The sequence below is a fragment of the Devosia sp. genome (assembly GCF_028290435.1).
Lineage (GTDB): Bacteria > Pseudomonadota > Alphaproteobacteria > Rhizobiales > Devosiaceae > Devosia.
The window spans coordinates 1-26459 of record NZ_JAQGJV010000085.1 but is presented as its reverse complement, the minus strand read 5'-3'; the positions used below and the strand labels follow the sequence as shown (position 1 = coordinate 26459).

Annotated in this window: 26 protein-coding genes; 7 read left to right on the top strand and 19 right to left on the bottom strand. The window is 62.7% G+C overall.

Features of this window, described 5'->3' with window-relative positions; all coding sequences use genetic code 11:
* Positions 1-77: 77 nt before the first annotated feature.
* From JWP26_RS18925 to JWP26_RS18915, 3 genes are read left to right on the top strand one after another with little or no spacing between them, the layout of a single operon-like run.
* Positions 78-1835 (top strand): Rieske 2Fe-2S domain-containing protein, encoded by a 1758-nt coding sequence (locus tag JWP26_RS18925; RefSeq protein WP_299731454.1) that lies wholly within the window; start codon positions 78-80, stop codon positions 1833-1835.
* A gap of 3 nt (positions 1836-1838) precedes the next feature.
* Entirely contained in the window at positions 1839-2486 is a 648-nt protein-coding gene (locus JWP26_RS18920; RefSeq protein ID WP_299731452.1) for a glutathione S-transferase family protein, read from the top strand.
* Between the two features lie 12 nt (positions 2487-2498).
* The gene (locus JWP26_RS18915) at positions 2499-3029 is read left to right on the top strand and encodes an AAA family ATPase (protein WP_299731449.1); all 531 of its coding nucleotides are present in this window, start codon (positions 2499-2501) and stop codon (positions 3027-3029) included.
* A gap of 5 nt (positions 3030-3034) precedes the next feature.
* On the opposite strand, the gene JWP26_RS18910 is transcribed toward JWP26_RS18915, so the two are convergent.
* From JWP26_RS18910 to epmA, 5 genes are all read right to left on the bottom strand, one after another.
* Positions 3035-3508 carry an SRPBCC family protein gene (locus JWP26_RS18910; RefSeq protein ID WP_299731446.1) on the bottom strand — a complete coding sequence of 158 codons (474 nt, stop codon included), beginning with the start codon at positions 3506-3508 and terminating at the stop codon, positions 3035-3037.
* The gene (locus tag JWP26_RS18905; RefSeq protein ID WP_299731443.1) at positions 3505-3849 is read right to left on the bottom strand and encodes a helix-turn-helix transcriptional regulator; all 345 of its coding nucleotides are present in this window, start codon (positions 3847-3849) and stop codon (positions 3505-3507) included. Before JWP26_RS18905 ends, JWP26_RS18910 begins: the two co-directional genes overlap by 4 nt.
* 106 nt (positions 3850-3955) lie before the next feature.
* Positions 3956-4708 carry a spondin domain-containing protein gene (locus JWP26_RS18900; protein WP_299731440.1) on the bottom strand — a complete coding sequence of 251 codons (753 nt, stop codon included), beginning with the start codon at positions 4706-4708 and terminating at the stop codon, positions 3956-3958.
* Between the two features lie 121 nt (positions 4709-4829).
* A complete protein-coding gene (locus JWP26_RS18895) occupies positions 4830-5891 on the bottom strand; it encodes a lysine-2,3-aminomutase-like protein (protein WP_299731437.1) in 1062 nt (353 codons plus the stop codon).
* The gene (gene epmA, locus JWP26_RS18890) at positions 5888-6949 is read right to left on the bottom strand and encodes an EF-P lysine aminoacylase EpmA (protein ID WP_299731577.1); all 1062 of its coding nucleotides are present in this window, start codon (positions 6947-6949) and stop codon (positions 5888-5890) included. The genes JWP26_RS18895 and epmA overlap by 4 nt, the downstream gene beginning before the upstream one ends.
* A gap of 137 nt (positions 6950-7086) precedes the next feature.
* Here epmA and efp point away from each other — a divergent pair, with 137 nt between their 5' ends.
* A complete protein-coding gene (efp, locus tag JWP26_RS18885; RefSeq protein ID WP_299731434.1) occupies positions 7087-7656 on the top strand; it encodes an elongation factor P in 570 nt (189 codons plus the stop codon).
* A gap of 105 nt (positions 7657-7761) precedes the next feature.
* Here the strand turns inward: efp and JWP26_RS18880 are convergent, their stop codons facing one another.
* Together JWP26_RS18880 and JWP26_RS18875 are read right to left on the bottom strand one after the other, a co-directional pair.
* Positions 7762-7986, bottom strand: a complete 225-nt coding sequence (locus JWP26_RS18880; protein WP_299731431.1) for a DUF2934 domain-containing protein — start codon at positions 7984-7986, stop codon at positions 7762-7764.
* A gap of 57 nt (positions 7987-8043) precedes the next feature.
* Positions 8044-8535, bottom strand: a complete 492-nt coding sequence (locus JWP26_RS18875; RefSeq protein ID WP_299731428.1) for a ferritin-like domain-containing protein — start codon at positions 8533-8535, stop codon at positions 8044-8046.
* 182 nt (positions 8536-8717) lie between these two features.
* On the opposite strand from JWP26_RS18875, the gene murB reads away from it, so the two are divergent.
* Positions 8718-9725: a UDP-N-acetylmuramate dehydrogenase gene (gene murB, locus JWP26_RS18870; RefSeq protein ID WP_299731425.1), complete on the top strand. Its 1008-nt coding sequence runs from the start codon at positions 8718-8720 to the stop codon at positions 9723-9725.
* Here murB and JWP26_RS18865 read toward each other — a convergent pair.
* Positions 9722-11656: a DUF5054 domain-containing protein gene (locus JWP26_RS18865; RefSeq protein WP_299731422.1), complete on the bottom strand. Its 1935-nt coding sequence runs from the start codon at positions 11654-11656 to the stop codon at positions 9722-9724. The two genes, murB and JWP26_RS18865, sit on opposite strands and share 4 nt — an antisense overlap.
* A gap of 183 nt (positions 11657-11839) precedes the next feature.
* Between JWP26_RS18865 and JWP26_RS18860 the strand changes: the two genes are divergently transcribed.
* Positions 11840-12976 carry an acyltransferase gene (locus JWP26_RS18860; RefSeq protein WP_299731419.1) on the top strand — a complete coding sequence of 379 codons (1137 nt, stop codon included), beginning with the start codon at positions 11840-11842 and terminating at the stop codon, positions 12974-12976.
* Here JWP26_RS18860 and JWP26_RS18855 read toward each other — a convergent pair.
* From JWP26_RS18855 to JWP26_RS18815, 9 genes are all read right to left on the bottom strand, one after another.
* Positions 12973-14637 (bottom strand): Na/Pi cotransporter family protein, encoded by a 1665-nt coding sequence (locus JWP26_RS18855; protein WP_299731416.1) that lies wholly within the window; start codon positions 14635-14637, stop codon positions 12973-12975. The genes JWP26_RS18860 and JWP26_RS18855 overlap by 4 nt on opposite strands.
* A 19-nt stretch (positions 14638-14656) precedes the next feature.
* Positions 14657-15475 carry an inositol monophosphatase family protein gene (locus JWP26_RS18850; RefSeq protein ID WP_299731574.1) on the bottom strand — a complete coding sequence of 273 codons (819 nt, stop codon included), beginning with the start codon at positions 15473-15475 and terminating at the stop codon, positions 14657-14659.
* Positions 15475-16476 carry a LacI family DNA-binding transcriptional regulator gene (locus JWP26_RS18845; protein ID WP_299731413.1) on the bottom strand — a complete coding sequence of 334 codons (1002 nt, stop codon included), beginning with the start codon at positions 16474-16476 and terminating at the stop codon, positions 15475-15477. The genes JWP26_RS18850 and JWP26_RS18845 overlap by 1 nt, the downstream gene beginning before the upstream one ends.
* Positions 16473-17231, bottom strand: coding sequence for a glycerophosphodiester phosphodiesterase (locus JWP26_RS18840; protein WP_299731410.1), 759 nt, complete (start codon positions 17229-17231; stop codon positions 16473-16475). The genes JWP26_RS18845 and JWP26_RS18840 overlap by 4 nt, the downstream gene beginning before the upstream one ends.
* Positions 17228-18286: an ABC transporter ATP-binding protein gene (locus tag JWP26_RS18835; RefSeq protein ID WP_299731407.1), complete on the bottom strand. Its 1059-nt coding sequence runs from the start codon at positions 18284-18286 to the stop codon at positions 17228-17230. The genes JWP26_RS18840 and JWP26_RS18835 overlap by 4 nt, the downstream gene beginning before the upstream one ends.
* Positions 18286-19128 (bottom strand): carbohydrate ABC transporter permease, encoded by an 843-nt coding sequence (locus tag JWP26_RS18830; RefSeq protein WP_299731404.1) that lies wholly within the window; start codon positions 19126-19128, stop codon positions 18286-18288. Before JWP26_RS18830 ends, JWP26_RS18835 begins: the two co-directional genes overlap by 1 nt.
* 2 nt (positions 19129-19130) lie before the next feature.
* Positions 19131-20435, bottom strand: a complete 1305-nt coding sequence (locus tag JWP26_RS18825; protein ID WP_299731401.1) for a carbohydrate ABC transporter permease — start codon at positions 20433-20435, stop codon at positions 19131-19133.
* 60 nt (positions 20436-20495) lie between these two features.
* Positions 20496-21845 carry an extracellular solute-binding protein gene (locus JWP26_RS18820; protein WP_299731398.1) on the bottom strand — a complete coding sequence of 450 codons (1350 nt, stop codon included), beginning with the start codon at positions 21843-21845 and terminating at the stop codon, positions 20496-20498.
* A gap of 296 nt (positions 21846-22141) precedes the next feature.
* A complete protein-coding gene (locus tag JWP26_RS18815; RefSeq protein ID WP_299731395.1) occupies positions 22142-23413 on the bottom strand; it encodes an aminotransferase class I/II-fold pyridoxal phosphate-dependent enzyme in 1272 nt (423 codons plus the stop codon).
* Between the two features lie 204 nt (positions 23414-23617).
* On the opposite strand from JWP26_RS18815, the gene JWP26_RS18810 reads away from it, so the two are divergent.
* Positions 23618-24346, top strand: coding sequence for a class I SAM-dependent methyltransferase (locus JWP26_RS18810; protein ID WP_299731392.1), 729 nt, complete (start codon positions 23618-23620; stop codon positions 24344-24346).
* Here the strand turns inward: JWP26_RS18810 and JWP26_RS18805 are convergent.
* Both JWP26_RS18805 and JWP26_RS18800 read right to left on the bottom strand, forming a co-directional pair.
* Positions 24312-24926, bottom strand: a complete 615-nt coding sequence (locus JWP26_RS18805) for a ThuA domain-containing protein (RefSeq protein ID WP_299731571.1) — start codon at positions 24924-24926, stop codon at positions 24312-24314. The two genes, JWP26_RS18810 and JWP26_RS18805, sit on opposite strands and share 35 nt — an antisense overlap.
* A gap of 35 nt (positions 24927-24961) precedes the next feature.
* Positions 24962-26459, bottom strand: a 1498-nt coding sequence (locus JWP26_RS18800) for a DapH/DapD/GlmU-related protein (RefSeq protein ID WP_299731389.1), incomplete at its 5' end; no start/stop codon positions are given.

The following is a 26459-nucleotide window of genomic DNA, read 5'->3' as shown; positions in this document are numbered from 1 at the left end:
GCCGCCCCGTACGCCAGGGTAGCTGTCCTAAACTCCAATGATCGTGGCGCGATCCGACCGACCGCGGATCAATGACAATGACGCTCTCTACCACCGACACCACCTGGTACCCCGTCGCCTCCAGCACCGACCTCCCCCTGCGCCACGTCTTCCACGGACAGCTTCTCGGCCGCGAACTCGCGATCTGGCGCGCCGACGACGGCAACGTGAATGTCTGGGAAAACCGCTGCCTGCACCGCGGGGTGCGCCTCTCCATCGGCATCAACGAGGGCGGCGAGCTCAAATGCCAGTATCACGGCTGGCGCTACGCCAACCGCTCCGCCGGCTGCACCTACATCCCCGCCCACCCCGCCGACGCCCCCGCCCGCCGCATCACCAACACCACCTATCCGGCGGTGGAGGCCTTCGGTCTGGTCTGGTCCGCCAATAATGGCGCGGCCGAGTTCGCGCCTTTTGACGGTTCCGCATCTGCCGAGTGGCTGGCCCTTCGCCCGATGCCGATAAACGCGACCACCGAGGATGTACTGAAGGCATTGGAAGGTTATGCGGTCACGGCCGAAAAGGGCATTCTCGGCGTAGCGACGGTTACCGAACGCCTTCCCGGCTTGGCGGTAAAAGTCACGGTGGAGCTCAAAGAAGGCCACCGCTCCATCGTCTTTTTTGTCCAGCCTGTGGACTCCAATCGCTGTGTCGTGCGTGGTCTGCTGGACCACACCTTCCCCGATATCAACGCGCAATTGCGCAGCCATAACGAAGGTCTTGTCCAGCTCCGCGACCGCCTGGAACGCTTGGCGGAAAAAAAGCCAATTCCCGAGCCACTGACCCCGAGCTTCGAAAAAGTCTCGGTCGAACTCTCCACCATGCCCGAAATCACCATCGGCAGCGCCCTCACCCTGCGCGCCATGGTCAAGCGCAAATGGGCCACCGCCACCGGCATCACCGCATTCGAGCTAACCGCACTCGACGGCAATCATCTGCCCACCTTCCAGCCCGGCGCCCATATCGACGTGCACTTGCCCAATGGCCTAAGCCGGCAATATTCCATCACCAACGGCCCGGGCGAACTCCTGAGCTACACCATCGGCGTCAAGCGCGACCTCGCCTCCAAGGGCGGCTCCGAAGTGCTGATCGACACTGTCCGCGAAGGCGACGTGCTGGCCATTTCCGAGCCGCGCAACAATTTCCCGTTGCGCCGCGATACCATCCGCACCGTGTTGATCGCCGGGGGCATCGGCATCACGCCCATCCTCTCGATGGCGCGCTTCCTTGCCAAGTCCAACCTGCCCTACGAGCTACACTACATCGTCCGCTCCGAAGACCAGATCGCCTTCCGGGACCAGATCGACGCGCTCGGCGCCAACGTCACCCTCCATATCGGCCTGCCCCGCGCCGCCATTGCCGAAACCATCACCAAAACCCTCGGCGCCCACAGCTTCGCCCAGCACGTCTATATCTGCGGCCCCGGCTCGCTGCTTGAAACCGTCCGCACCACCGCCGCCGATCTCGGTTGGCCTGACGAGGCCGTGCATTACGAATATTTCCGCAACGACCGCGTCATCGACGACAGCTCGGCCTTCGAAGTCGAACTCGCCCGCTCCGCCATGACGCTGCACATCCCCTCGGGCAAGACCGTCCTCGAGGTCATGCGCGAGGCCGGCCTGCAAGTGTCATCCTCCTGCGAACAAGGCGCCTGCGGCACCTGCCTGACCGGGGTCATGGAAGGCACCCCCGACCATCAGGACGTCTATCTCAACGCCAGCGAAAAGCGCGCCAACAACTGCATGATGACCTGCGTCTCCCGCTCGCTCACCCCGCGTCTCGTGCTGGATATCTGACCCATGGCCATCACCCTTTACGATTTCGAGCTCTCCGGCAATTGCTACAAGCTGCGCCTGCTGATGAGCATTCTGGGCGTCCGCTACGACATCATCCCGGTCGATTTCTACCCCGGCCGCCAGCACAAATCCGACTGGTTCCTCAAGCTGAACCCGCTCGGCCAACTTCCGGTGCTGGTCGACGATGGCTTGGTACTGCGCGATAGCGGCGCGATCCTGGCCTATCTGGCGCGCAAATACGATCCGAGCGGGCTGTGGTTCCCAACCGAGCCGGTCCAGCTTGCTGAAGTTCTTCAATGGCACGCCTTTGCCGATGACATCACCGCCACGGCGTCGGCTGCCCGACTGGCGCTCGGCATGTTCTACGATTTCGATCTGCCCAAAGTGCAGGCCGGCGCCCATCGCCTGTTCCGGCTGATGGATGAGCATTTGTGGTTTGGCGAACGCGAGGGCCGCGCGTGGCTCTGCGCCGCCCCACATCCCACCACCGCCGATATCGCCTGCTTCCCCTATGTGATGCTCAGCGAAGAAGGCAACATCTCGCGCATGGATTATCCCGCCATCCGTCGCTGGAGCGATCGCGTGCGCCGCATTCCCGGCTTCACCGTCATGTCGGGCATTTTCCCGGCCGGCCGCGCGGCCGCGGAGTAGTCGGAGCTAGCGATGGAGAACTTTGTCGTCATTTCCGGTTGCTCGGGCGGCGGCAAGTCCACGCTGCTCGCCGAGCTCGCCCGGCGCGGCCACACCGTGGTCGAGGAACCGGGGCGCCGCATTGTGCAGCAGGAACTGCAAAGCGGCGGCATGGCCCTGCCCTGGCTCGATGCTGAGGCCTTCATCCGCCGCGCCGTCGCGATGGCCCTCGCCGACCGCGCCGCCGTCGCCGCCCATACCGGCCTCGTCTTCTTCGATCGCGGCCTGATCGACGCGGCCGCCGGCGTCGAGCGCCTCACCGGCGAGCCGGCACTGGCGCCCCTGCGTGAGGCTCACCGCTACCACCGCCGGGTTTTCCTCACCCCGCCCTGGCCCGAAATCTACGTCACCGATCCGGAACGCCGCCACGGTCTGGCCGAAGCCGGGGCCGAATACGCCAACCTGCTCCAAGTCTATCCCGCACTCGGCTATGAGCTGATCATCCTGCCCAAGATCAGCGTCAACGAGCGCGCCGATTTCGTTGAGCGGATACTAGCGGAGTAGTCTAGTCAGGCCGCTTCCACCCGCTTGGCCAACTGCTCGATGACCGTGCCCCAGCCGTCGTAAAATCCCATTTCCGCGTGCATATTGCGGTCGGCATTGTCCTTATGCATCACCTGGGCGAGATATTCCGTGCCCTCGGGATGATCGGCCATCGTGATGATCGCCGTCATGAACGGCTGCGCGGCCGGGCGCCAGCCACCCAGCAGCGCATTAGTGAAAACGATCCGCTCACCTTCGACGACATCGAGGAAGCAGGCGCTCAAATGCGGCGCAAAGTCACCGCCATTTTCGCTCATCAACGTCTGGAATGCCCCGCCGGCGCGCAGGTCCATATCTACCACCTTGCATTTGGCCGGTTCAGGTATCCACCACTGTTCGAAGCTGCGTGGTTCGGCCCAGGCGCTCCACACCCGCGCGCGGGGCGCCTTGATGACGCGCGAGATCGTCAGGTCGGTATCGGGATTGAGCATGAAATTCATTTTTGTGTCTCCTTGTCTTGCGTCTTGAGCACGAATTGTTCCAGCCGGTCGGTGCGCCCTTCCCACAGGGCGCGCTGCTCGCTCAACCAGGTCTCGATCGCGGCAAAGCGCTGCTTGTCGATGGCGCAGGTGCGCACGCGGCCTTCCTTGCGGGTCTGGATCAGCCCGCTGCCCTCCAGAAAATGGATATGCTTCATGAACGACGGAAGCGCCATGTCGAACGGTTTTGCCAGATCGCTGATACTGGCCGGCCCGCGTCCCAGTCGCCCCAGCACCGCCCGACGCGTCGGGTCGGCCAAAGCCTGGAAAATGCCATCGAGCTGTTCTGATTGCTGAGCCATAAGGCTAAGTATCATCAGGAAACACTTAGTGCAAGAGCTAAGTGTTTCGACGCAAGAAAGGCCGCGACGCGGATGCGGCGCGGCCAGTTGCACAGGAGACGTGGGATTATTGGATCGGCGCGAAGGTCACATGGGCGACCGGACCGTTGACGTCCCAGTTCCATTCCTTCGGCGCGTCAGCATCGCCGCGGATGCCTGTGTGGTAGGTGATGACGCCATTCTCAGGATCGCGCTCATTGCCGCCGCCCAAGGCGCCCAGAAAACCCTTTTTCTCGCTGTTCTTTTCCGAGCCGGCATCGTAGCCGCGCACGTCGATGGTCATCGGCGCGGTCAAGCTGAAGCCGTCGACCCCGGTAAAGCCGGAAAAACCGTCATTGGTATTGCCGAGCATCCAGACGCCGTCGATCAGCGGATGCTTTTCATCGACATGAACGTAAAGTACGCGCGTCTGGCCGGGCAGCGTGTGGATCGCCAACTGCGCATCGCCAATGGTGGAGTCCTTATTCATTGCGGCCATGACGCTATACATGCCGATATTGCCGCCTTCGGCCACCGGCACAAGCGGATCGCTGGCCTTGTCGCCCAGCTTGAACAACGGCGCCGCGTCGCCGGTGTGGCTCTCCACCACCGATGGCGAGAAGGGCTGACCGGTCAACACGTTCTCGATGGTGATCATGATGGTCTTGCCGCCCTCGCTCATCATCGGCGATCCCATGGCGGCCGTGTCGTTGGCCATCATCATGTCGTTCATCGGATCAGCCGCCATCATGGCGTCCTGGGCAAGGGCCGGCGCGGCAAATGCCGCCAGCGTCAACATTGAATAGGCAATAGCAGTCCTGTGGCTCAAACGGAGCGTCATGGCGAATTCCTCACGATGTGTTTTGCTGAACTTCTGAGACTGGGCGATCAATTGCCGCCCGTGACCATGAGTTCGCCAAGAGCACGCCGAAGGTTACGCGCAGCCGTAAATCGACTTCACGTTACTGCGACTGACTATCCGGCGGATACTGATGCACCCCGCCCCGAAAATCGCTCACTTCATAGCGCCCATCCGGCAGTGCCTCGATACTGCTCGCCCCGATATCGGCCTTCCCATATCCACCCGGAATATCGAGGATATAGGTCGGCTGGCACAGACCCGAAATCGTCCCGCGCAGTGCCGCGACCAGCTTCTGGCCTTCCTCGATGCTCAGCCGGAAATGGCTCGTCCCAGGCGCCAGGTCCGGGTGGTTCAGATAATACGGCTTCACCCGGTTTTCGACGAACGCCCGCATCAGCGCCGCCAGCGTTTCGACATCGTCGTTGACGCCGCGCAACAGCACCGACTGGCTCAGCATCACGATGCCCGCATCCACCAGCCGCGCGCAGGCACCCCGCGCCGCCTCGTCCATTTCGCGCGGATGATTGGCGTGCAGGGCAATATAAACCTGCTTGCCACACGCCTTGAGCGCCGCGATCAGCTCGGCATCGCAGCGCTCGGGCTCCACCACCGGCACGCGGGTATGGAACCGCACGATCTTTACATGCGGGATCTGCGCCAGCCGCTCCATCATCGCGCGCAACCGGCGCGGCGACAGCACCAGTGGATCGCCGCCGGTCAGGATCACTTCCCAGATTTCGGTATGGCTTTGGATATAGCCAAACGCCGCCTCCATAGCCTCGGGCGCCAGCGTCCCCAGCCCCTGCGGTCCCACCATTTCGCGGCGGAAGCAAAACCGGCAATACACCGGGCACACATGCACCGCCTTGAGCAGCACCCGGTCCGGGTAGCGATGCACGATCCCCTCGACCGGCGAATGCGCCAGATCGCCTATCGGATCGGCTCGCTCGTCCGGCGTCGTTAGCAGCTCGCGCGGATCGGGCACGAACTGCCGCGCGATCGGATCGTTTGGATCGTCCCGGTCGATCAAAGCTTCCATTGTCGGCGAAATCGACAGCGCATAGCGCTCCGTAACCGCCGCAACGCCATCGCGCTCGGTCACATCGATCAGCCCGGCCTCGACAAGATCATCGGTGCTCTTGATAGCGCGATGCAATGTCATGCCCCCGCCTCCACTACCGGCGCCCACATCACCCAATCGATCTTCGGCGCACCCGTCGCCAGCATCACCACGCGGTCGAACCCCATCGCGATCCCGCTCGCCTCGGGCATGATCGCCAGCGCTGCGAGGAAGTCCTCATCGATCGGATAGGCCTCGGCATAGAGCCGCCGCTTCTCCTCCATCTCGAGGCCAAACCGGCGCCGCTGTTCGTCCGCATTGGTCAACTCGCCAAACCCGTTGGCCAACTCAACCCCGCAGGCATAGACCTCAAACCGCTCCGCCACCCGCCCGTCGCGCTCCGATTTCCGCGCCAATGCCGCCTCGGCAGACGGATATTCATCCAGGATCGTCACTCGCCCCAAACCCAGATTTGGCTCGACCTTTTCGGTCAAAACCAGGCTGAACAGATAGGACCATGTGTACTCATCGGGCACACTTATCCCGCGCTCGCGCATCTGCGCCGCCAGCGCTTCCGCGTCGGTCGATCCGTCCGTATCCATGCTCGCCAGCAGGTCAATGCCCGCATACCGCTCAAAGGCCTGCACCACGCTCAACCGCTCCGGCTCGGCAAACGGATCGCATTCGCGGTCGCGATGGCGCAGCACACTTGTCCCCGCGCCCGCCGCCGCCAGCCGCAGCATGGCGGCGCAATCGTCCATCACCGCCTCATAGCCCTCGCCTACCCGATACCATTCCAGCATGGTGAATTCGGGACTATGCAGCGGGCCGCGCTCCCGGTTGCGCCAGACATGGCCCAGGCTGGCGATCCGCTGCTCGCCAGCCGCCAGCAGCTTTTTCATCGTGAACTCGGGCGAGGTATGCAGATACAGAGTCTCCGCCGCCCCATCATTGCCAATGGCAGTCGTTGAAAACGCATGCAGATGCGTCTCGTTGCCGGGCGAGCGCTGCAGCCCCGGCGGGTCCACCATCAAAAAATCCTGATCCACCAGATAGCCTCTGATGGCGGTCTCGATGCGGTTGCGCGCCAACAGGATCGGCCGCCGGTCGGCGTGAACCGCAGGCGTCCACCATGGCGATTGCGCGATTGTGGCCAACAGCTTTGCTCTTTCGTGCTCGGGACTGGCAGTTTCGGCGGAATTGAGGTATCGGGGCACCCAACCACCAATTAGTGCGCCCGGATCGTCTCTGTTGCCGCTCCTTTAGGCCGCCGCCACCGCTTGAACAAGGAAGAATAATGGTCAAGGTCATCGCCTCCTCGCTGCGCAAGGGCAATGTCGTCGAACAGGACGGCAAGCTGCACATCGTGCTGACCGCCGAGAATGTGCATCCCGGCAAGGGCAATTCCATCACCAACGTCAACATGCGCCGCATCCAGGATGGCGTGAAGGTCGTCGGCCGTTGGCGCACTGTCGAGATGGTGGAAAAGGCCGACGTCGACGAGCGCGAATACGATTACCTGTATGGCGACGGCGAAGGCTTCCACTTCATGAACCCGGAAAACTTCGACCAGATCACCGTGACCGAAGACGTCATCGGCGACGACAAGGCCTATCTCACCGATGGCATGAAGGTATACCTCAAGACCTTCGAAGGCGTCGCCATCGCGCTCGCTTTGCCCCAGCGCGTCACTGCCGAAATCGTCGAGACCGAGCCGGTAGTCAAGGGCCAGACGGCATCGTCGTCCTACAAGCCCGCTTTGCTCAGCAATGGCCTGCGCGTCATGGTCCCGCCCCATATCGGCGCCGGCACTCGCATCGTGATCCTGACCGAAGACAATTCCTACGTCGAGCGCGCCAAGGACTGACTGAGGCTTTGCTTGCGCAAAGCAAAAACGCGCCAGTGGCGCGTTTTTAGCATGTCAGGCCCGGAGAGCTACGCTCGCAGGGCCCAGACGCCCCACAGGCACAAGCTACGATTCCTTGTCGATTTCCTCGGCAACATCCAGCCAATTGGCGACGGCGCGTCCCGGTGGCGCGCCTTCGGCCAGCCATTGGTCATAGGCCATCTGGCGCATATGCATGTCCTTGGCGCGCAGCCAATAATGAAAGCTGCGCCCCTCGGGGCGGCCATCTTGTTCCCATAAAAAATATGCCGTCCGCCTGATAGCTTCGGCCACTGCCGTATTCTTGCGCATTATGTCTGCCGCATGACTGGAAAATTGGCGCGGAGACAGGCTCCGCGCCAAGTGAACTTACGCTGCCTTGCGGTTGGCGACGGAGGTCGCAACCTGCGACAGCTTCTTGTCGGTGGCGACTTCTTCCTTGAGTGTCGCGTCGAGCAATGCCGCGGCATCGGTCAGGCCAAGCTGGATCGCCCAGGTCTTGAGCGTGCCATAACGGGCGATTTCATAGTGCTCGACCGCCTGTGCGGACGAAACCAGGCCGGCGTCCAGCGCCACGGTGCCCTTGAAGTCCTCCATGATGGATTTGCCTTCTTCCAGAATGCCCAGGATGGCATCGCAGGTCTTGCCGCGCGCGGGCTTGCCGATCAGCTCGAACACCTGCTCCAGCCGGTCGATGTGGCCCTGGGTTTCTTCGGCATGCTGCTCAAAGCCGGCCTTGAGCTCCGGCGCCGTGGCCGCCTTGGCCAGTTTTGGCAGGGTCTTCACGATCTGCTTTTCGGCGTAATAAATGTCCTTGAGGGTATCGAGAAAAAGATCGTCCAGCGTTTTTTCTTCGGCCATGTTTTTTCACTCCGGTGCTGATGGGGTGACGCTGGTCAGTGAACGAAGATCATCGAGCGAAGTTCCGACGACGGCAGTGACTTCTAGCGTACAGTCGCCGCGCGTCGCGCTGGCGATTGCGCGGCCACCATTTCGGCGGTATCCCGCATTAGCGGTGATTGCGCCGCCTAGCAGGACCCCGCGTGACCACATTCTCCCCCATCCAGGACATGGACCTGACCGAAGCCAACACCTTTGGTCTCTCCGCCAGCTCCCGTTTCGGCGCAATCATCACCAGCCCGGGCGAATTGACCGCGGCCTATGAGCATGCCCGCGCCAATAGCTTGCCGGTGCATGTGCTGGGCGGTGGCAGCAATGTCATCCTGTCGCCCCGGTTTGATGGGCTGACCTTATTGATGGCGATCAAAGGCAAAACGCTGATTGGCCAGGATGGCAAAAACAATATCGTCGAGGCCGCGGCCGGTGAAACCTGGCACGACTTCGTCGTCTGGACGCTGGACAACGACCTGCCCGGCCTCGAGAACCTGGCGCTGATCCCCGGCACGGTCGGCGCCTCACCGGTGCAGAATATCGGCGCCTACGGGCTGGAACTGGCCGACCGTTTCGACAGCCTCACCGCGTTCGATACACAAACCCACGCCTTCCGCACCTTCAGCGCGGCCGACTGCCGCTTCGCCTATCGCCAGAGCGTCTTCAAGGCCGAGCCGGGCCGCTATATCGTCACCAGCGTCCGCTTCGCCTTGCCGGTGCAATGGACGCCGATCCTCAACTATGCCGGGCTCAATACGCTGCCGGTCGATGCCGCCCCGCGCGCGGTCATGGACCAGGTCATCGCCTTGCGCCAAAGCAAGCTGCCCGACCCCAAAAAAATCGGCAATGTCGGCTCGTTCTTCCACAATCCCGTGGTGACGACCGATATCCATGCCGCGGTCCGCGCCGCCAATCCCACCGCCCCCGCCTACCCGCAGCCCGATGGTAGCATGAAACTGTCCGCCGGCTGGCTCATCGAGCAATGCGGCCTCAAGGGCGCGCGCGAAGGGCAGGTCGGCGTATCGGACCGCCACGCTTTGGTGTTGGTCAACCACGGCGGCGGCACCCGCGCTGAAATCGAGGCCCTGGCCGCGCGGATTAAGGCAGCCGTCTTCGAGCGTTTCGGCATCGGGCTGACTGCCGAGCCGGTCTTCTATTAATCGCCCAGTTCCAGCACGATCCGGCTCTTGAAGTCGCCTTCCCACCACATCGGGAAGTTCGTGCCCCATTTATTGTTATGCACGTTGAATCGTACGCCCTGCGACAGGTCGGGCGGCTCGATTGCGAACGGCATAAACGGGCTGGCCGCGGGCGCCACCAGGGCCGTATCGAGCGGCGTTGCGGTGACAGAAACCCCGCCAGCCCGGCTCCGCACGGCGCTCACGCCTTGCAATTGCCCACCGCCCTTGCGTGCGATCCGCGCCCCATCTTGCCACAGCCCCAGCTTGTGATACTCCCACGCGTCGCTGCCCTGCGGCGTCAGGGTGATGAAACTGGCCTCCGGCATGCGATTGGCCGGCTTGTCGCGCAGCACCCAGTTCAGTTCGATCCGCCGGGCGTCGAGGGCCCGGACCGTCATTTCCACCTGTCGCGGTGCGCCGAGCGTGTCATAGGCTTCTAGCGGCAGCGTACCAATCGCGGTGACACCCACTACGCCCGCGAAGCGCGGCGCAAATACCGCATTCCGAGCGGTAGCGGCGTGTTCCAGTCCCGGCTTGTCATGATCCAGAACGGCCCATTCGAGCCGATGCTGCAGATAGCTATCGAGATGCTTTTGCAACTCGGCACTGTCATAGCTCTCATAGCGATAACCGATTAACGTGCCGTCGCGCCCGGTGAGGCCAACACCATCAGGGCGGGTGATCGAGACCACATCGCCGGTCGTGGCGTCCAGACCCACCACCCAGCCATCCACCCGCAGTTCGCCCACCTGCTGTCGAGGCTCCGATGGCTCCGGCCCCACGTCCAGCTCGATCAGCGCCCGCTGCGCCTCGCCTCGATCTTCGTGACCAAGCCCAGCTACCGCCGCATCGATATAGTGCCGCTGCTCGGCCCATGACGCTTCGGTATAGGCAAAGCGATAATCAGTCCGCCGCGCCGCTTCGAATGCCGGCCGGTCCCACGCGGTCTCGTCGCGCAGATAGGTCTTGATATCGACGCCGCAGGTGTGTTCGGCCACCATCGCCAGCCCGCGCCCGAAGGCCAGCCGTTCCGGCGTCAGATCGCCGGCAGCGTAGCCATCGTAGAGGCGTTGCAACTGCCGGAATTTTGTGATCTTGACCGGATCGCTGCCCGTGCCGTGGATCCAGCTATCGCCGATCTCGATATCGACCACGGGAAACTCATCCCGCCGCGCCCACATCGCCGCGCCAAACGCATCCAGCGTCGACGCCTGGATCGTCACGCCCGGATGGGCATGCGCCAGCGCTCGATAGGCCTCCACCGTCTGCCCGACGCTTTGCGGCCCGATATTGTCGTTGGTATGCGCAAAGCTCAGCCCGATCTCCGGATCCGCCGGAAAATCGGTTTCGCCATAGGACGCCTGATACATCACCACGACCTCGTCGCCATTCGGCGCGCGCCAGCGGAAAATGGGCGGGACATCCGGCACCGGGCTCGCCGTATTCACGCCCAGGTGCAGGAATCGGATCCCCGCTTCGGCCAGTAGCGGCACCATGCCCAGCGTATGGCCTGGCACGTCGGTCATCTTGGCGGCGATTGTGGTCCGGCCGAAGCGGCGATCCAATTCCTGCCCATAGCTCAGCCCGGCGCGAAACAGCGCGGGCGACATCAGCTCGGTATGGGTCGTATAGGGCAATCCATGCCAGACGATCAGTCCGCGCTCGATGGCCCGCTCCAGCCGCGCCACCTTAGCGGCGTCCTGGCTGTTGAGATGGTCCCAGATCAGCCAGGCGCCTGTGGTCCACACAAAGGCTGGGGCGGCCGGGTTCTCGGCATAAAAATGCTCGGCGGTGTTCAGCGCCTGGGGAATAAACTGCTCATGATATTGCCGCCGCACTTTTTCCGCATGGTCGGTAAACCCGATATCGAGATGGGTCTTGAACACCAGATGGATGGTTTTGTCGGTCATGCCCGCCTCGAATTTCATATCGCAGCCTCGCTCTATCGCGATTCTGGTGGCGCCGTCGCAACGTTGCAATAAATTCGAAACCGATCCGCCAGCCGCGCATTACCCCATTTTCAGTAATTTGGTCTTGCTCGCGCCATCGCGGACCATTAGCCAACGCTGCAGCACACTCCGAAGGATGTAGGCGTGACTGAACCGAAACGCCTGCATTCGCTCGACGCCGCCCGCGGTATCGCCGCGCTGGCCGTGGTGGTCTGGCACTGGCAGCACATGTACCTGATCGGCGGCGGCAAGCTTACCGACCGCACAATCCAGCCCTTCTACGACCTGCTGTTTCCGCTTTACCAATACGGCTGGCTGGCGGTGGAGTTCTTCTTCACGCTATCGGGTTTCGTGTTCTTCTGGCTCTATGGACAGGCCATCAGCCAAAAATCGCTGGGCCTGGGGAAATTCTGGCTGGCAAGGGTCTCGCGTCTCTATCCGCTGCATTTCATCACCCTGATCGTGATCGCCGTGCTGCAGGTCAACCTGATGGCCAATGGCCATGACAGCTTCGTCTATGGCGGCACGACCTGGCCCAATTTCATCCTCAACCTGCTGTTTTTGCAATATTTTATCCCGGGCTGGACCTTCAACGGCCCCGAATGGTCGGTTGGCGTCGAGATTCTGCTTTACGTGCTGTTCTGCTTCTATTGCCGGCTGTTCAAACCGCACTGGATTGTGCCCCTGCTTGGCGCCGTGATCATCGGCCTCTGGGTCATGCAGACCCAGTGGGCACTCGGCCGCGGCATTATCGGCTTCTTCGCGGGAGGCGTGGTTTATGAAGCGTGGCGCCGGCTAGGCGACCGGCAGTGGATGCCCCCGCTCGTCACGCCGATCTTCGGCCTCACCGTAGTCTTGTGGCTCTATGCCTTTGTCGAAGCAAAGTACCACCCATTGAGCAGTTGGCTGAACAGTTTTGGCATTATCGGCTGGTGGTGGGTCGAGATGGGCTTCCGCCTCGGCCTCGTGCCGCTGACCGTTTTCGCGCTAGCCCTGCACGAAAGCCACGGCGCAAAGTTCTGGCAAAAACTCTCGCCCATCGGCGACCTCACCTATGCACTCTACCTGTGGCATTTCCCGCTGCAGCTCGCCATCGCCTCGGCGGTGATGATGGGGGGCCTGCCGCTGGCGCCGATCCAGAGCCCGTCGGGCTTCCTCGCGTTCTTCGCCGTGCTGATCGCCATCTCGATCGCCAGCTATCGCTGGATCGAGCGCCCGGCGCAAACCTGGATTCGCGACCGATTTTCGCCGCGCCGCGCCGAGGTGGAAAAGCCGGCTTAGGCTTTGCCACTCAGGCGGCTATCCAGCAAATCGCCGCTGGCGCGCAGGATCGGATAGGCCACGCTGGCGAATAGCGAGTTGATGGTCTTGAGCGCCCGCAGGGTCTCCAGATGAATATTGCTGGTCTCGATGCTGTCGGCGCCGCCGTTTTGCAGCCGGCGCAAATGCTGACCGTGGCTGGCGCGCTCGGCCCAGCCCATGGCTTCCTTCTCCGACAGCAGCTTGCGGGCGGATTCGCGATCCTGCGATACCAGTACGTTGAGGGCCAACTGCATGTTGGCCATCACCCGGTGGTGCAGTTCGTTGAGCTCGCGCCAGCCTTCCGCCGAAAATGACAGCTTCTGGTCGCGCCGCCGTTCCGCCAGCCGCAACAGCGTCTTGGAGATGGCGTCGCCGACATATTCCAGATTAATGGCAAAGCTCGACAGGTCATGCGCACGCCGCACTTCGTCCGGGTCTTCGCCGAACTGAATCTTGGCCAGATAGAGCTTGATCTCCTGCTGGGCCTGATCCACGGCATTTTCCATCTGCCGCGCCTGGCGAATTTTCTCGCGGTCGCCGGTTTCGTAGAGCTCCATCAGCGGCGCCAGCATGCGCTCGATGATTTCGGCCATGCGCAGCAATTCGCGCGTCGCGCTGGCCAGCGCCAGATCGGGCTGGCTGACCACGTTCTGGTCGAGCGCACTGGTTGCCTCGGCCAGCGGATTGGCCATTTCCTCGGCCGTCAGCTTCGGCTTGATCAGCTTTGCCATCAACGTCGCCACCGCATCGGTCAGCGGCAGACCAATCAGCAGGACGACGAAGTTGAACCCCAGATGCAGATTGATCACCTGCCGCGCCACGTCCCCGCCCAGCCAGGACAAGTCCGGATTGAGCAGGTGATAGACCAGCAACACGGCGAGCGAGCCCATCCCGCGGAACAGCAATTGCCCATAGGCAATCCGGCGCGCCTCGGTGGTGCCGCTGCCGGTCAAGCCCATTCCCGCCAGCGTACCGCCCAGGTTAGCGCCCAGGATCAGCGACACGCCAAGCTCGATCGGCATCACGCCCTGCGCCGCCAGCGTCACGATCAGCAGCGACGATGCCACACTGGAATGCACCAGCCAGGTGAACGCCGCCCCGATCAGGAACGCCGTGATGAAGTCGCCGCTGAGATAGCTCACAATCATCGGCAATTCGGCATTGCCGCGTAGCGGCGCGGTCGCCTCGCCGATCATCTGCAGCGAAATCAGGATCAGGGCGATGCCGATCAGGATACGCCCGAACTGCCGCTGCTCGCGCGCCGTGCCCTTGAAAAACAGGCCGCCACCGGCCAGCAACAGCAGCGGCGCCAGCCAGGTGAGATCGACCGAAAGGATCAGCACAACGACCGAGGAGCCGAAATAGGCCCCCAGCATCAGCGCCAGCCCCGTCGCCACGCTCATGATGCCAATGCCCGCAAATCCCGCGGCCAGCACGGCCACCGCGGTCGAACTCTGCAACAGCAGCGCGATGGCGGCACCGATCCCCGCTGCCTTGATCTTGCTGCCCCGGCTTTCGCGCAACGCGCGCCGCAGGGCCGGTTCCTGGCTTCGCTCGACACCGGTTCGGACCATTCGGACCGCCCATAGAAGCAATGTCGCAGCGCCAGCAAGATGCAAGATCAGCAGATAGATATTCATCCCAGAATTAGTCCTCGGTTCACGGCAGCGCTACGCAATCGGGGCCGGCAATGTCGGCGAGGAATGCGAATTGGGCGGCAAGACCGGCAGCGCCGGCGATAATGGGCCCGCCTTCACTAAGCGACGCAGCAAGTGGCGGCATTGCGACCATGGCCCCCGCTTCGCGCGCGATCAAGGCCCCAGCCATCATGTCCCAGCCGTTGAGGTGCTGCTCGTAGTATAAATCGGCGATACCGTCGGCCACCCGTACCAGCCCGATCGCTGCTGCGCCCATACGGCGATAGTCTATGCCCAGACCGTAGAGCCGCTGCGAGACGCCCTGATACACCGCGAAATCGGTGCGGCGGGAATGGCCGAGAATGACCAGCGCCTGCGCCGGATCAGTTACGGACGACGCGCGGATAGCCTGCCCGTCCTTGAACGCACCCTGGCCTTTGACCGCCGAATAGACCTTGTCCAGCGCCGCGTCATAGATCACGCCGATGCGGATTTCCCCGTCCGCCACATAGGCCATCGACACGCCCCAATGGCGGAAGCCGCGGATGTAATTGGTGGTGCCGTCGATCGGATCGACCACCCAGAAGCCGATTCCAGTTGGCGTCCCGCCGCCTTCTTCACCCATGAAGCCGTCATCGGGAAATAGCCGCGCCAGCGTGGTGCGGATGGTCTCCTCGGCCTGCCGGTCGGCAATGGTGACGAAGTCCTGCAGGCCCTTGTTCTCGACATTGAGCGCGCCGCTATCGCGAAATGCCGATGCGGCGCGTCCCACCTGGCGCGCCAGATCGATGGCGGCAGTGACGCGCGCGGTCAGGCCCGGGGCTTTGGCTTCGGCCTCAATCACGCGGTCTTCCTCTTGATCAGGGAAACGGGGGTAAACTCCACCCGGGCAGTCATCGTCGGGTCGGCCATGCGGCTGGTCAGCAGGTCGATGGCCTGCTCGGCCTGGATGTCGCAGGGCTGCAAGATCGTCGTCAGCTCATAGGCACCCCACCCGGCCTGCGGGATGTTGTCGTGCCCGATAATGCGCAGTGGAGGTGCGCCGCGCGATTTGCGCGCTCGGGCGAGGCCGTCAATTACCCCGCAGGCCAGGTAGTCGTTGATGCAGAACAGAGCATCGATATTGGTGCCGGCCAGCTGCCCGGCACCGTCGAAGCCGTGCGCATAATCATTGCGCGCTATGGGCAGCACATCAGCGGTCACGCCCATCGCCTTGCAACGGGCGAGGAACGCCTCCATACGCCGCCGCGCCGTATAGGACACGCCAGCCGCGCCCATCACCGCCGGACGCCGCGCGCCGCCATCGATCAACTGCATCGCGGCGATCTGCCCAGCGGCCTTGTCGTCGGAGACCACCCTGTCCACCAGCGGAATGTCGTCGCCCTTGTTGATGAGCACGATGGGCACGCCATTGTCGGCGAACTCCTCGCAGAGCGAGGTTGGTGGCGCATCCGAAGTCACCAGCACGCCGGACACTGCATAATGCAGCAATTGCGCGATAACTTCGGCCTGATCCTCGGTATCGGTCGGTAGCAGCACCGGCCGGAAATTTCGCGCCAGCAGCGCCCGCGAAATCTGCTCGATCTGCAGATTGCGGAATGGGTTATCCAGCCCTGCCGCCACCACGCCGACGAAATCCGAGCGCTGGTTGGTGAGGCTCCGCGCCAGGTAATTGACGCGATAGCCCAGATGCTTGGCCGCCTCATGCACCTTGGCACGCGTTTCAGCCGAGACACTGGCATTGGGCGTAAACGTGCGCGACACCGCTGCACGCGACACCCCGGCGCGCCGCGCCACATCGAACGAAGTCACCTTGCGCGAACGGTTTTCGGTGTCGCTCATGATGCCTTGGCCTGGTTCTGGAACAGATCGGGCAGATCGGTGCAAATGCCCAACACGGGCAGCATGACGATATCGGCGATGATATCGGGCCGTTCCTCATGCCATAGCACGATGCCGCGGCCGTCAGCGCGCGCCCTGGCGATCAGCGCCGCATCGACCAGGTCCTGCGGCCGCGCCCCAGCCTTTTCCCAGCATAAATGGATGATATCGGCCCCCGCCCGGTCGGCCAGCGCATGCGGATCGTGTCCGACGCGCACCAGCACCGATAGTGGATAATCGCATCCGCTATCGCGCAGCTCGCGCACCTGCGCCACATCGAAAGAGCCCAAACAGGCAAAGCGCTGCTCATTGGCCAGCAATTCCTGCCAGACCAACTGGCCCGTGCCCACCGCCTTCAGTTCCACATAGAGCCCGCAATGCGTCTGCCGCCCCAGCGCCGCGACTTCGGCGAAGCTCGGCACGTCCGGCACGGCAGCGCGCAACTCGACAAAACTAAGCTTGGAGATATGCAGGTCCTGCCCGAACACGCGTTGCAGGTGATCGTCGTGGCTGACGACGCAAATGCCGTCGGCGGTGAGCTGGGTATCCAGCTCCCACATGCGCGCACCCATATCGGCGGCGAGTCGAAACGACGCCAGCGTATTTTCTCGGCGATGGCCGCTCGCGCCGCGGTGGCCAATGGTCATCGGCAATTCGGCCGCGGTCACCGGCCAGCCATAACGCAGCGCCAGCTCATGCACATAGGCCGGAATCATATCCGCGCTCCGTTTTCGCCGAATACCATCACCTTGGCGCCGCTGGCGCTCCAGGCGACCTCATTGCCCACCGCGATATCGCCGCGCACCGGTTGGATCGAGCGCAGCACGCTGCCATCGGCCAGCCGCACGTCATAGAGGTTTTCGCGACCCTGCGTTTCCACAAACGAGACCTTGCCCGGAATGGCGATATCCCCGAGCGGTCCGAAATCTTCGGGGCGAATGCCCAGCGTCAGCTTGCTGCCGTCGGCGGGGCTTAGTGTGCCGACTGGCAGCGGCAGGCGAATGTCGGAATTGTCCAGCGCAAAGCCGCCATCCCGCGCCGTGCCGCGCAGAAACGCTATTGGCGGATTGCCGAGGAACCCGGCAACGAAGGCCGTGCGCGGATTGTGATACATCTCCGTCGGCGTCGCCAATTGCACGATCTCGCCCGCATTCATGATAGCGATGCGGTCGCACATGCTCATCGCCTCGACCTGGTCGTGGGTGACGAGGATTGCGGTAATCCCCGTCTCCAACTGGATGCGGCGGATTTCCGAGCGCATTTCCAGCCGCAGTTTGGCATCGAGGTTCGCCAGCGGCTCATCGAGCAACAGCACATCGGGCTTGCGCACCAGCGCTCGCGCCAAGGCCACTCGCTGCTGCTGCCCGCCGGACAGTTCCGCCGGCCGCCGTCCGAGCAGATTTTCAATATGCACGAGCGCCGCGATCGCATCGACCTCGCGCTTGATCTGGTCGGGCGCAACCTTCTTGACCTGCAGCGGAAAGGCGATGTTCTCCGCCACCGTCATATGCGGATAAAGCGCATAGGACTGGAACACGACCCCAACGCTGCGCGCCTGGCTGGGCAGATCGGTGACGTCGCGGTCGCCGAACAGGATGCGCCCGCCGGTCACCTTGTGGATGCCGCAGATGGCGAACAGCGTCGTGGACTTGCCGCAGCCTGAGGGGCCCAGCAAGGCCAGCATTTCGCCATCAGCGACTTCCAGCGTCAGGTCCTCGATGACCTTGGTGGTCCCGAAGCTTTTGGAGAATTTATCGAGCAGAATCCGCATCAGCCCTTCGAGCCCCCGCCATAGATGTTCATGAGGTGCTTCTGGAAAAACAGGAACAAGATCAGCACCGGGATGATGTAAAAAACGCCGACCGCCTTGAACAAGGACAGGTCGAAATTGTTGTCGTCGGCAATCAGGCTTGCGAGATAAACGCTCAGCACCTGCGCCTTGGCGCCGGGCGCCAGCACCTGCGGCAAGATATATTCGCTCCAGCTGGAGAGGAACGCGAACAGCCCCAGCGCCATCAGCGCCGGCCGCACCTGCGGCAGCACCAGCCGGCGGAACACGGTGAACCGCGAAGCGCCATCGGCAATCCCCGCCATTTCGATTTCCCACGGCACGGTGTCGTAAAAGCCTTTCATCAGCCAGATGCCGAGCGGCATTTCCAGCGCTGCTTTGACGAGGATCACCCCGTAGAGCGAATTGTAGAGCCCCACCATTTGCAGCACGAGGAAGATCGCCACGATCAGCGTCACCGACGGAAACGCATGCAGCACCATGACCCCGGCGAGGAAGAATCCCCGCCCCGGAACGTTGAGGCGCGAGAGCACATAGCCGGCGGTCGAGGACACCAGCAGCACGATGATCGTCACCGTGGTGGCGAAAACCAGCGTATTGAGCGCCACCGGCCAGATGCTGGGCCGATTGCCCCGCGCCTGCCACAGGAAGTCCCAGTGCCGGAAGGTGATGGCATTAGGAATGAGCGAGCCGGGGGCGGAGTCGGTGATCGTATCGATGAAGAAGTAGAGATACATCACGATCAGCGGCAGGCTGACGATGGCCAGCGCCAGGATCACCGGCCAGCTTTTGAAGTTCGCCGAAACTTGGGTTTGCGTGGCCATGATTATTGCTCGATCAGCGGTTTGGCGACCAGCGCGTTGTAATTGAACACCCGCAGGTAGATCAGCGACAGCGTGACCCCGATCACCACCAGCACCAGCGACAGCGCAGTGCCATAGCCATATTCGAGATTGCCCGCATAGTTGTTGAGCGCGGTGTGATAGGTCATCAGCGACCACACTTCGGTGGCGCCACCCGGCCCACCTTCGGTCGACAGCAGGATCAGATCGAACGAAGCCAGCAGTGACAGCGTCTGGTAACAGGTGACGAACAGGATCGGCCAGCGCATCTGCGGCAGGATGATGTAACGGATCTGCTGCCAGCGGCTCGCGCCATCCACTTCGCTGGCGTAAAACTGCGATTTCGGAATGGCCCGCAGCGCCGACGAAAACACCGGCATGCCCATCGACGCGCCCACAAAGCCGTTGATCAGGATGACGAACACCCAAGCATTGGTCGAGCTATCCAGCATCCAGTTTTTCGGCGCCACACCGAATTGGCCGAGGAACATCGAGATGAACCCCGTATCCCAGGCCAGCCACTTCCACATCAGCACGTAGATGACCGGCGGCGTGATGCGCGGCAAAAGCCAGATCGAACGGAAAATACCGCCCGTCGTTTCAGGCATGTAATAGGTGGTGATGGCCAGAAACATCGCATAGCCGGTATTGAACAGCACCAGCACTATGGCGACGTAAAACACCGTGTTGATCAGCGTCCGCAAGGTATCGGGCGTCGAGACCATGCGGCGGAAATTGTCGGTGGTCCAAGTCCAGCCCGAATAGCTCGACGCCGCCACCGCATCGCGTTCCGCCGGCGTCACCTCAACGCCCAGCGCATCGAGCCCGGCCAGAAGATCGCCCTCGCTCTCATAGCGGGTATCGAGCAGCGAACGGTTGAACTGCTCGGAAATCTGCTTGACCTCGCGCGTGCTGGGCCGCGCACTCAGCCCCTTGATCATCCGCTCGGCTTCGCGCCGTGTGGGAAACACCTCGCCCAGATGGGTGCGCATTTCGGTGATCGTCGATGCATCGACGCCTGCAGCATCCAGCGCCACGAGGCCGCGTTCGTCGATCACGTAGCTCGGCTGGCTCAGCCGTTCGGCAAGCTCGGGGAAACCGTACTTATCGCCAAGCCGCTGGAGCGAACTGGGACCGATTTGATAGGCGCCGCCGGTAATGCCGGTCGCCGTGCTCATATTGGTGAAGGAGAACACCGCCGTCAGCGCCACCGGGACGAGAAAAAACAATACCACCAGCACAATGGCCGGGGTCAGCAACATCAGGCCGAGCGATCTGGAACTGTTCATCAAGGCCTCCTGCTGCCGGAAAAGGCCGGCGGGATTGCTCCCGCCGGATGGGTGACGGCGCTAGCGAATGATGATCGCGTCGCCGAGGCCGCTTTTGAGCGTGGTTTCGACATCGGCGATGGCCTGATCGACCGTCTTGGTGCCGGTCCACGATGCCTGCAGGCCCGCCCACATCGCATCCCAATAGACGCCGAAATTGGCGTTGTTCGGCATGGCGGTGGCGTAGGGCAGCAGGCGCTGGCTGGCCTCGGAGGCCCAGCGGTTGTCGCTATAGAGCGCCAGCGTCGTCTCTTCCTCGGAAATGCCGAGATGGGCCGACTTGATGGCGTGCAGCACGTTGATCTGCGGCTCGGACGCGATGGTGATCAGGTCGGCGGCGATCTGGATCAGATCCTTGTCCTTGTTGTCCGTCAGCAGATACACCAGCGGATGGGTCAGCGTATTGGCCTTGCCCTCGGCATCGCCGGCCGGGATCAGCGAGAACTGCACATTGCCGAAGAAGTCCTTCATGCCTTCCTGGTTGACGTAGCGGGCATAATGCCAGGTGCCGCCATGCCAGATGCCAGCCTTGCCGGCGCCGATATCGGCCCACCAGGTGGCGTCGTCCATGCCGATATGGTTCTTCTTGGTGACGCCGGCCGCGACCGCATCGACGAAGAACTGGTAAAACTTGGTCATCGCGGCCTTGTCGAAGACCAGCTTGCCATTCTCTTCCAGCGTGCCGCCGAAGCTGCGGTAGAACTGCCAGTAATCCGGGCCATTGGACGGGCGCGGATAGAAGCCGTAGCCGGGTTGCACAACGCCAGCATCCTGCATTTTCTTGGCGTCTTCCAGCACATTGGCCAGCGTATAAGTGCCATCCTGGATCTTCTGCGGCAGGGCATCGAGATCGGCATCGGTGTAGCCGATGGCGAGCATCGAAGGCCGCCAGAAGAAGAAGGGCCGGGACTCGGCATCCTGCGGAATGCCATAGACGCTGCCGCTATAGGAGGCGATCTGCATCAGGTTCGGATAGATGGCGCTCAGCGGCCAGGCGTCGAGATCGACATAGTCCTCGACCGGCACGATCAGCCCGGACTGCGCCCAGGGGGCAATGTCTTCATGGCCGGATACCACGATATTGGGCGGATTGCCGGCTTCGGCCGACAGGGTCAGCGCCTGCTTGAAATCGGGCCAGCCCGGATAGGTGGTCTTTTCGACCGTGATGTTGAGCTCTTCGCCGCGAATGGCGGCTTCACGCTCCAGAATGTCGGCGGCGATATCGATCGCATCGACACGATAGACGTCGTTTGGCCCGGTGCCGCCAGCCCAGACGCTGATCGTCACGTCCTTGGCCAGAGCCGGACCAGCGAGCGCTGCCGTCACGGCAACAAGCGCGGTCGCCCGCATCAAACCTCTTAGAATTGTCATCCATCTTCTCCCGTTGAGCCGTCAGGTGGCTGGTCCCAGAACAGCCACCCATCACCCGATGTCGGCCGCGAAACTCCTCTGGCGCAAGTCCAGCTTGGGTGCTGTAGGGGCCGTTCATAACGGCCTCATGACATTTTGCGCACGTGTACAAAGAATGTCCGACTAACGCGGAATTGAACCTTTGCACACGTGTACACTGACACGAGCAATCGGGGCGGTCAATTGCCTGGTCGCAGACATTCAATCAGGGATGGGCGCAGGAATGCGGCCGGCCCATTGGACCGGTCGCAGCACGATCAGGCCTTGGCGAGCGCCTGTTCGATATCGGCGATGATGTCGTCGATATGCTCGATACCCACAGAAATGCGCACCAGGTCTTCCGATACGCCGGCCCGCGCCAACTCCTCGGGGTTGAGCTGGCGATGCGTGGTGGACGCCGGATGGCAGGCCAGCGACTTGGCATCGCCGATATTGACCAGCCGCAGGATCATGTTGAGGCCGTCGATGAACTTGCCGCCCGCCTCCTGGCCGCCTTTGATGCCGAAGCTGACAATGCCCGAGGCCTGCCCCTTGGTGATCCGCTTGGCCACCGCATGATACTTGCTGTCCGGCAGCGCGGCGTAATTGACCCAGCTCACCTTGGGATGGGCTTTGAGATATTGCGCCACCTTGAGGGCATTTTCGTTATGCCGCTCCATGCGCAGGCCCAGCGTTTCCAGCCCCATCAGGAACAGGAACGCGCTATGCGGCGACAAAGCCGCGCCGGTATTGCGCAGCGGCACCACGCGGCAGCGCCCGATATAGGCCGCCGGCCCCAGCGCCGCAGTATAGACCACGCCGTGATAGGACGGATCGGGCTCGTTGAGCACGGCGAAGCGCTCCTTGTTGGCGACCCAATCGAACTTGCCGCTATCCACGATAATGCCGCCGATGGAATTGCCGTGCCCGCCGATATATTTGGTCAGCGCATGCACCACGATATCGGCGCCGAAATCGATGGGACGGCACAGATAGGGCGTCGCCACCGTGTTGTCGACGATCAGCGGCACGCCATGCTTGTGCGCGATCTGCGCCAGCCGCTCGATGTCCACCACATTGCCGGCCGGATTGCCGATGGATTCGCAGAACACCGCCTTAGTCTTGCCGTCGATCAGCGCGTCGATGGCGTCGAAATCATCGGCCGCGGCCATGCGCACTTCGATGCCCTGGCGGGGAAAGCTGTGCATGAACAGGTTATAGGTCCCACCATAGAGCTGGCTGATCGACACGATATTGTCGCCGACACCCGCAATCGCCTGGATCGAATAGGTGATCGCCGCCATGCCCGAGGCAACCACCAGCCCGCCAATGCCACCCTCCATTTCGGCGACGCGCTGTTCCAGCACCGCAGTCGTGGGGTTCATGATGCGGGTATAGATATTGCCCGGCACCGCCAAGTTGAACAGGTCGGCGCCATGCCTGGTGTCATCGAACGTGTAGGACGTGGTCTGGTAGATCGGCACCGCCGCGGCTTTGGTGGTGGCCTCGGCCGTATAGCCATGGTGCAGCGCCAGGGTTTCAAGTTTCATTGGTCTCTCCTCTGTCCGGCCCTTGCCCAGCCGGTTCCACAAGCACAATAGCCCCTATCGGCCAGCCACCAAGCGCCGTGGCGACAATGTCCGTTCGAATGCGATGCCGATTTGAGCAAGACTTTCGCCTTGGCGGGGGCAGATCGGCTGGTTGAAAGGGACTGGGCGGGTTAGGGTCGCGCTACATTCCAGGGCGCGAGACCCATGACAGCTTCGATCTATCCCAGCGATTTCTACGTCAACCGCCGCGCCGCCACCGCCCATGCGGCCACCCGAATTCTGTCGGCTTTACCCGCTACCCTGCCCCGCCGTTCTGTCGCCGATATCGGCTGCGGCACCGGCACCTGGCTTGCCGCTGCACTGGCCGACGGCGCCACATCAGCCTTCGGTATTGAAGGCAATTGGGTCACCCCCGATCAGCTCGACGATCCGCGCATCGACTTCGCCCCACAGGATCTGGAGCAGCGCTTCACCGGTCCGCGCGTCGATCTGGCAATGTCGCTCGAAGTCGCCGAACACCTGACGCCCGACCGCGCCGGAAGCTTCGTCGCCGACCTCGTGGCACTAGCGCCCGCCCTGCTGTTTAGCGCGGCCATCCCCGGCCAGGGCGGCGTCAATCATCTCAACGAGCAATGGCAAAGCTATTGGGCGGCGCACTTCGCAGCACACGGCTATCTAGCGTTCGATGTGGTCCGTCCGTCCATCTGGACCGACGAGGCAATCCCCGCCTGGTACAAGCAGAATGTCGTGTTGTATCTGGACGAGACAACCGCCGCACAGTTAGCGTTGACGCCGACGCCGCCAGCCATGCTCGACCGCGTCCACCCGCTATTCTGGGAACGCGCCAATCGCGAACTAAAATATGCAGGAGCATTGCCGGAGTCGGAATATCTGAAGGCTAATCCCGCGCCGCCCACAGCAGGCCACGCCTGAGGATCTCGCGTACCGGCGGCAGCGCCAATTCATCGGCGACGTGCCCGAGCGACGAATAGAATACACGCCCCTGCCCGTGCATCGTGGTGAACACCACCGGCATCACCACATCCCTGCGCCAGGGATGGAATTCCCCCGAAAACGTCGTGGTCGCCAGCACTTCAATGGCCGGATCGTAGTTCAGATAATACTGCTCCGACGTGTGCTCGAAACTCTCGATCCCCGCCATGATCGGATGATCGCCGCGCGTTACGTCCACCCGATAGGTGATGATATTGCCCGGATGCGACACCCAATAGCAGCTCGCCGCATAGCGGAACGGCGTGCTGTCGCGGAAACTGGTCGCCAGGCCCATGTGGAAACCGGCAAGGCCCGTGCCCGCCTGGATCGCGGCAATCAGCCGGCCCATTTTCTCCGGCTCCAGCACCCCCGCCGTCAGCACCGGCACGACCAGCGCATTATCCCCGACATCCTCGGCGCCCAGCGCGTCGTAATCCGGCGTCACCGTGACGGCAAAACCCTCCGCCTCCAGCAACTCGCGCACCACATTGGCGCTGCGCTCAGGCGTATGCAGCTCCATGCCGCCCCAGACCACGAGCGCCTTTCGCTGGACGGTCACAGCCCCAATCCGACCGCGCGGGTGCGATGCACGCCCTTGGGCACGAACGGGAAGGCATCCGCCATGCCCAGCAAATCGGCCGCCAGATGCACCACCGACAACCACATCTCGGTGCCCTGCAGGCTCTTCACCTGCCCATCGGCAAAGGCAAAACCCTCACCGTGCACCCAGCGATCCGCCGCGCGCTGGATGATTGCATGGGCGATGGCTTCGGCTTCCGCCCGGCGATAATCGGTTTGCTGCAGGCACAGCCGCAGCGGATGAATGGTGTCGAGCAGGTTGCACGCCGTGTAGGTCGGCCCGGAAAATCCGCCATAATTGCGATAGTTCAGCAGCGTCGAATTGATCGCCGCCTCCGCCTGCGGCACCGGCAGGCCGAACTGCGCATAGGTGCCTCGGGTCAGCCGGTAAAAGCCATTGACCGGCTGCAACAGGCCCTCGGCCTCTGTGGTCGAACCCCACAATCCCGTCGCCCGATCCTGCTTCAGCGCCAACCAGCCGAACAGCGTTTCGCGCGTCCGCCCGGTCGAAAAATAGCGCGCGTTGAAATACAGCGCCGTGCCGATCGCATCGACAGCGGCCCCCGCGCCCCAGGCGCGTTCGCGCCAGGTCAGCCCATCCAGCCAATCGCAGAACGCGTTGGCGTCGATGTCCTCGACCGCACCGATCCGTTGACGCGGCTGGCTGCCCAGGCATTCCAGCGCATAACCGACTGCCAAGACATTGTAGAGCGCCAAGCCATTGTCGCGCACCGCTTGCCCCGACGCCACTGGCTGGAACGGATCGGGGAACAGTCCGGTCACCGCGTCCTGCACATCCTGCAATTGCGCAATCGCTGCGGGAACATCGAGCCCGTCCGGCGGCGCGTCGAACGAGGTGGCAATTTCTATCGCATCGCAGAGATGCCGGATGCTCTGCTTGGCCTGCCCGCTTGCCTCGAACGACAGATTCGAGCCATCCCGCCGATGCCGCGCCAGAATGTCCTGCCACTGGCTTTTCGCCATATCGCCCAGCCGCTTGAGCGCAGCTCCGCTATCCGCCTGCATCTGCTTTCCGGCCGCCGGCTCACCCCGCCGCCGAAGCACTTTAGCAGGGACGCCGGCGACGATTGCCATCGGCGGCACGTCCTTGCTGACCACCGCCCCCGCCGCAATCACCGTGCCCTTGCCGACGGTCACGCCATCGAGGATAACCGCATTGGCGCCGACCCAGACATCGTCCTCGATGACGATGCCGACGCTGTAGTGTTTCTGCGCGTGGATGGGCGTGTTGGGGTCATCGAAGCCGTGGTTGAACCCGACAATCGAGGCATGCGAGGCGATGCGGACGCCATCGCCGCACCGCACCTTGCCGGAGATGCAGGCATAGGGGTTCACGGTGGAATTGGCACCGAATTCGATGTCGCCGCGCACCAGCGCATGGCCGGCAATCCAGCTATTTTCACCCAGCACCAGGCGGCTGGTGAAGATCGCGGCGTCGGACGCCACATAGGCC

Bases quoted from the DNA above. Each gene is read 5' to 3' on its own strand.
- JWP26_RS18925 (WP_299731454.1), top strand. From the start codon at position 78: ATGACGCTCTCTACCACCGACACCACCTGGTACCCCGTCGCCTCCAGC.
- JWP26_RS18920 (WP_299731452.1), top strand. From the start codon at position 1,839: ATGGCCATCACCCTTTACGATTTCGAGCTCTCCGGCAATTGCTACAAG.
- JWP26_RS18915 (WP_299731449.1), top strand. From the start codon at position 2,499: ATGGAGAACTTTGTCGTCATTTCCGGTTGCTCGGGCGGCGGCAAGTCC.
- JWP26_RS18910 (WP_299731446.1), bottom strand. From the start codon at position 3,508: ATGAATTTCATGCTCAATCCCGATACCGACCTGACGATCTCGCGCGTC.
- JWP26_RS18905 (WP_299731443.1), bottom strand. From the start codon at position 3,849: ATGGCTCAGCAATCAGAACAGCTCGATGGCATTTTCCAGGCTTTGGCC.
- JWP26_RS18900 (WP_299731440.1), bottom strand. From the start codon at position 4,708: ATGACGCTCCGTTTGAGCCACAGGACTGCTATTGCCTATTCAATGTTG.
- JWP26_RS18895 (WP_299731437.1), bottom strand. From the start codon at position 5,891: ATGACATTGCATCGCGCTATCAAGAGCACCGATGATCTTGTCGAGGCC.
- efp (WP_299731434.1), top strand. From the start codon at position 7,087: ATGGTCAAGGTCATCGCCTCCTCGCTGCGCAAGGGCAATGTCGTCGAA.
- JWP26_RS18880 (WP_299731431.1), bottom strand. From the start codon at position 7,986: ATGCGCAAGAATACGGCAGTGGCCGAAGCTATCAGGCGGACGGCATAT.
- JWP26_RS18875 (WP_299731428.1), bottom strand. From the start codon at position 8,535: ATGGCCGAAGAAAAAACGCTGGACGATCTTTTTCTCGATACCCTCAAG.
- JWP26_RS18865 (WP_299731422.1), bottom strand. From the start codon at position 11,656: ATGACCGACAAAACCATCCATCTGGTGTTCAAGACCCATCTCGATATC.
- JWP26_RS18855 (WP_299731416.1), bottom strand. From the start codon at position 14,637: ATGAATATCTATCTGCTGATCTTGCATCTTGCTGGCGCTGCGACATTG.
- JWP26_RS18845 (WP_299731413.1), bottom strand. From the start codon at position 16,476: ATGAGCGACACCGAAAACCGTTCGCGCAAGGTGACTTCGTTCGATGTG.
- JWP26_RS18840 (WP_299731410.1), bottom strand. From the start codon at position 17,231: ATGATTCCGGCCTATGTGCATGAGCTGGCGCTGCGTTATGGCTGGCCG.
- JWP26_RS18835 (WP_299731407.1), bottom strand. From the start codon at position 18,286: ATGCGGATTCTGCTCGATAAATTCTCCAAAAGCTTCGGGACCACCAAG.
- JWP26_RS18830 (WP_299731404.1), bottom strand. From the start codon at position 19,128: ATGGCCACGCAAACCCAAGTTTCGGCGAACTTCAAAAGCTGGCCGGTG.
- JWP26_RS18825 (WP_299731401.1), bottom strand. From the start codon at position 20,435: ATGAACAGTTCCAGATCGCTCGGCCTGATGTTGCTGACCCCGGCCATT.
- JWP26_RS18820 (WP_299731398.1), bottom strand. From the start codon at position 21,845: ATGACAATTCTAAGAGGTTTGATGCGGGCGACCGCGCTTGTTGCCGTG.
- JWP26_RS18815 (WP_299731395.1), bottom strand. From the start codon at position 23,413: ATGAAACTTGAAACCCTGGCGCTGCACCATGGCTATACGGCCGAGGCC.
- JWP26_RS18810 (WP_299731392.1), top strand. From the start codon at position 23,618: ATGACAGCTTCGATCTATCCCAGCGATTTCTACGTCAACCGCCGCGCC.
- JWP26_RS18805 (WP_299731571.1), bottom strand. From the start codon at position 24,926: ATGGAGCTGCATACGCCTGAGCGCAGCGCCAATGTGGTGCGCGAGTTG.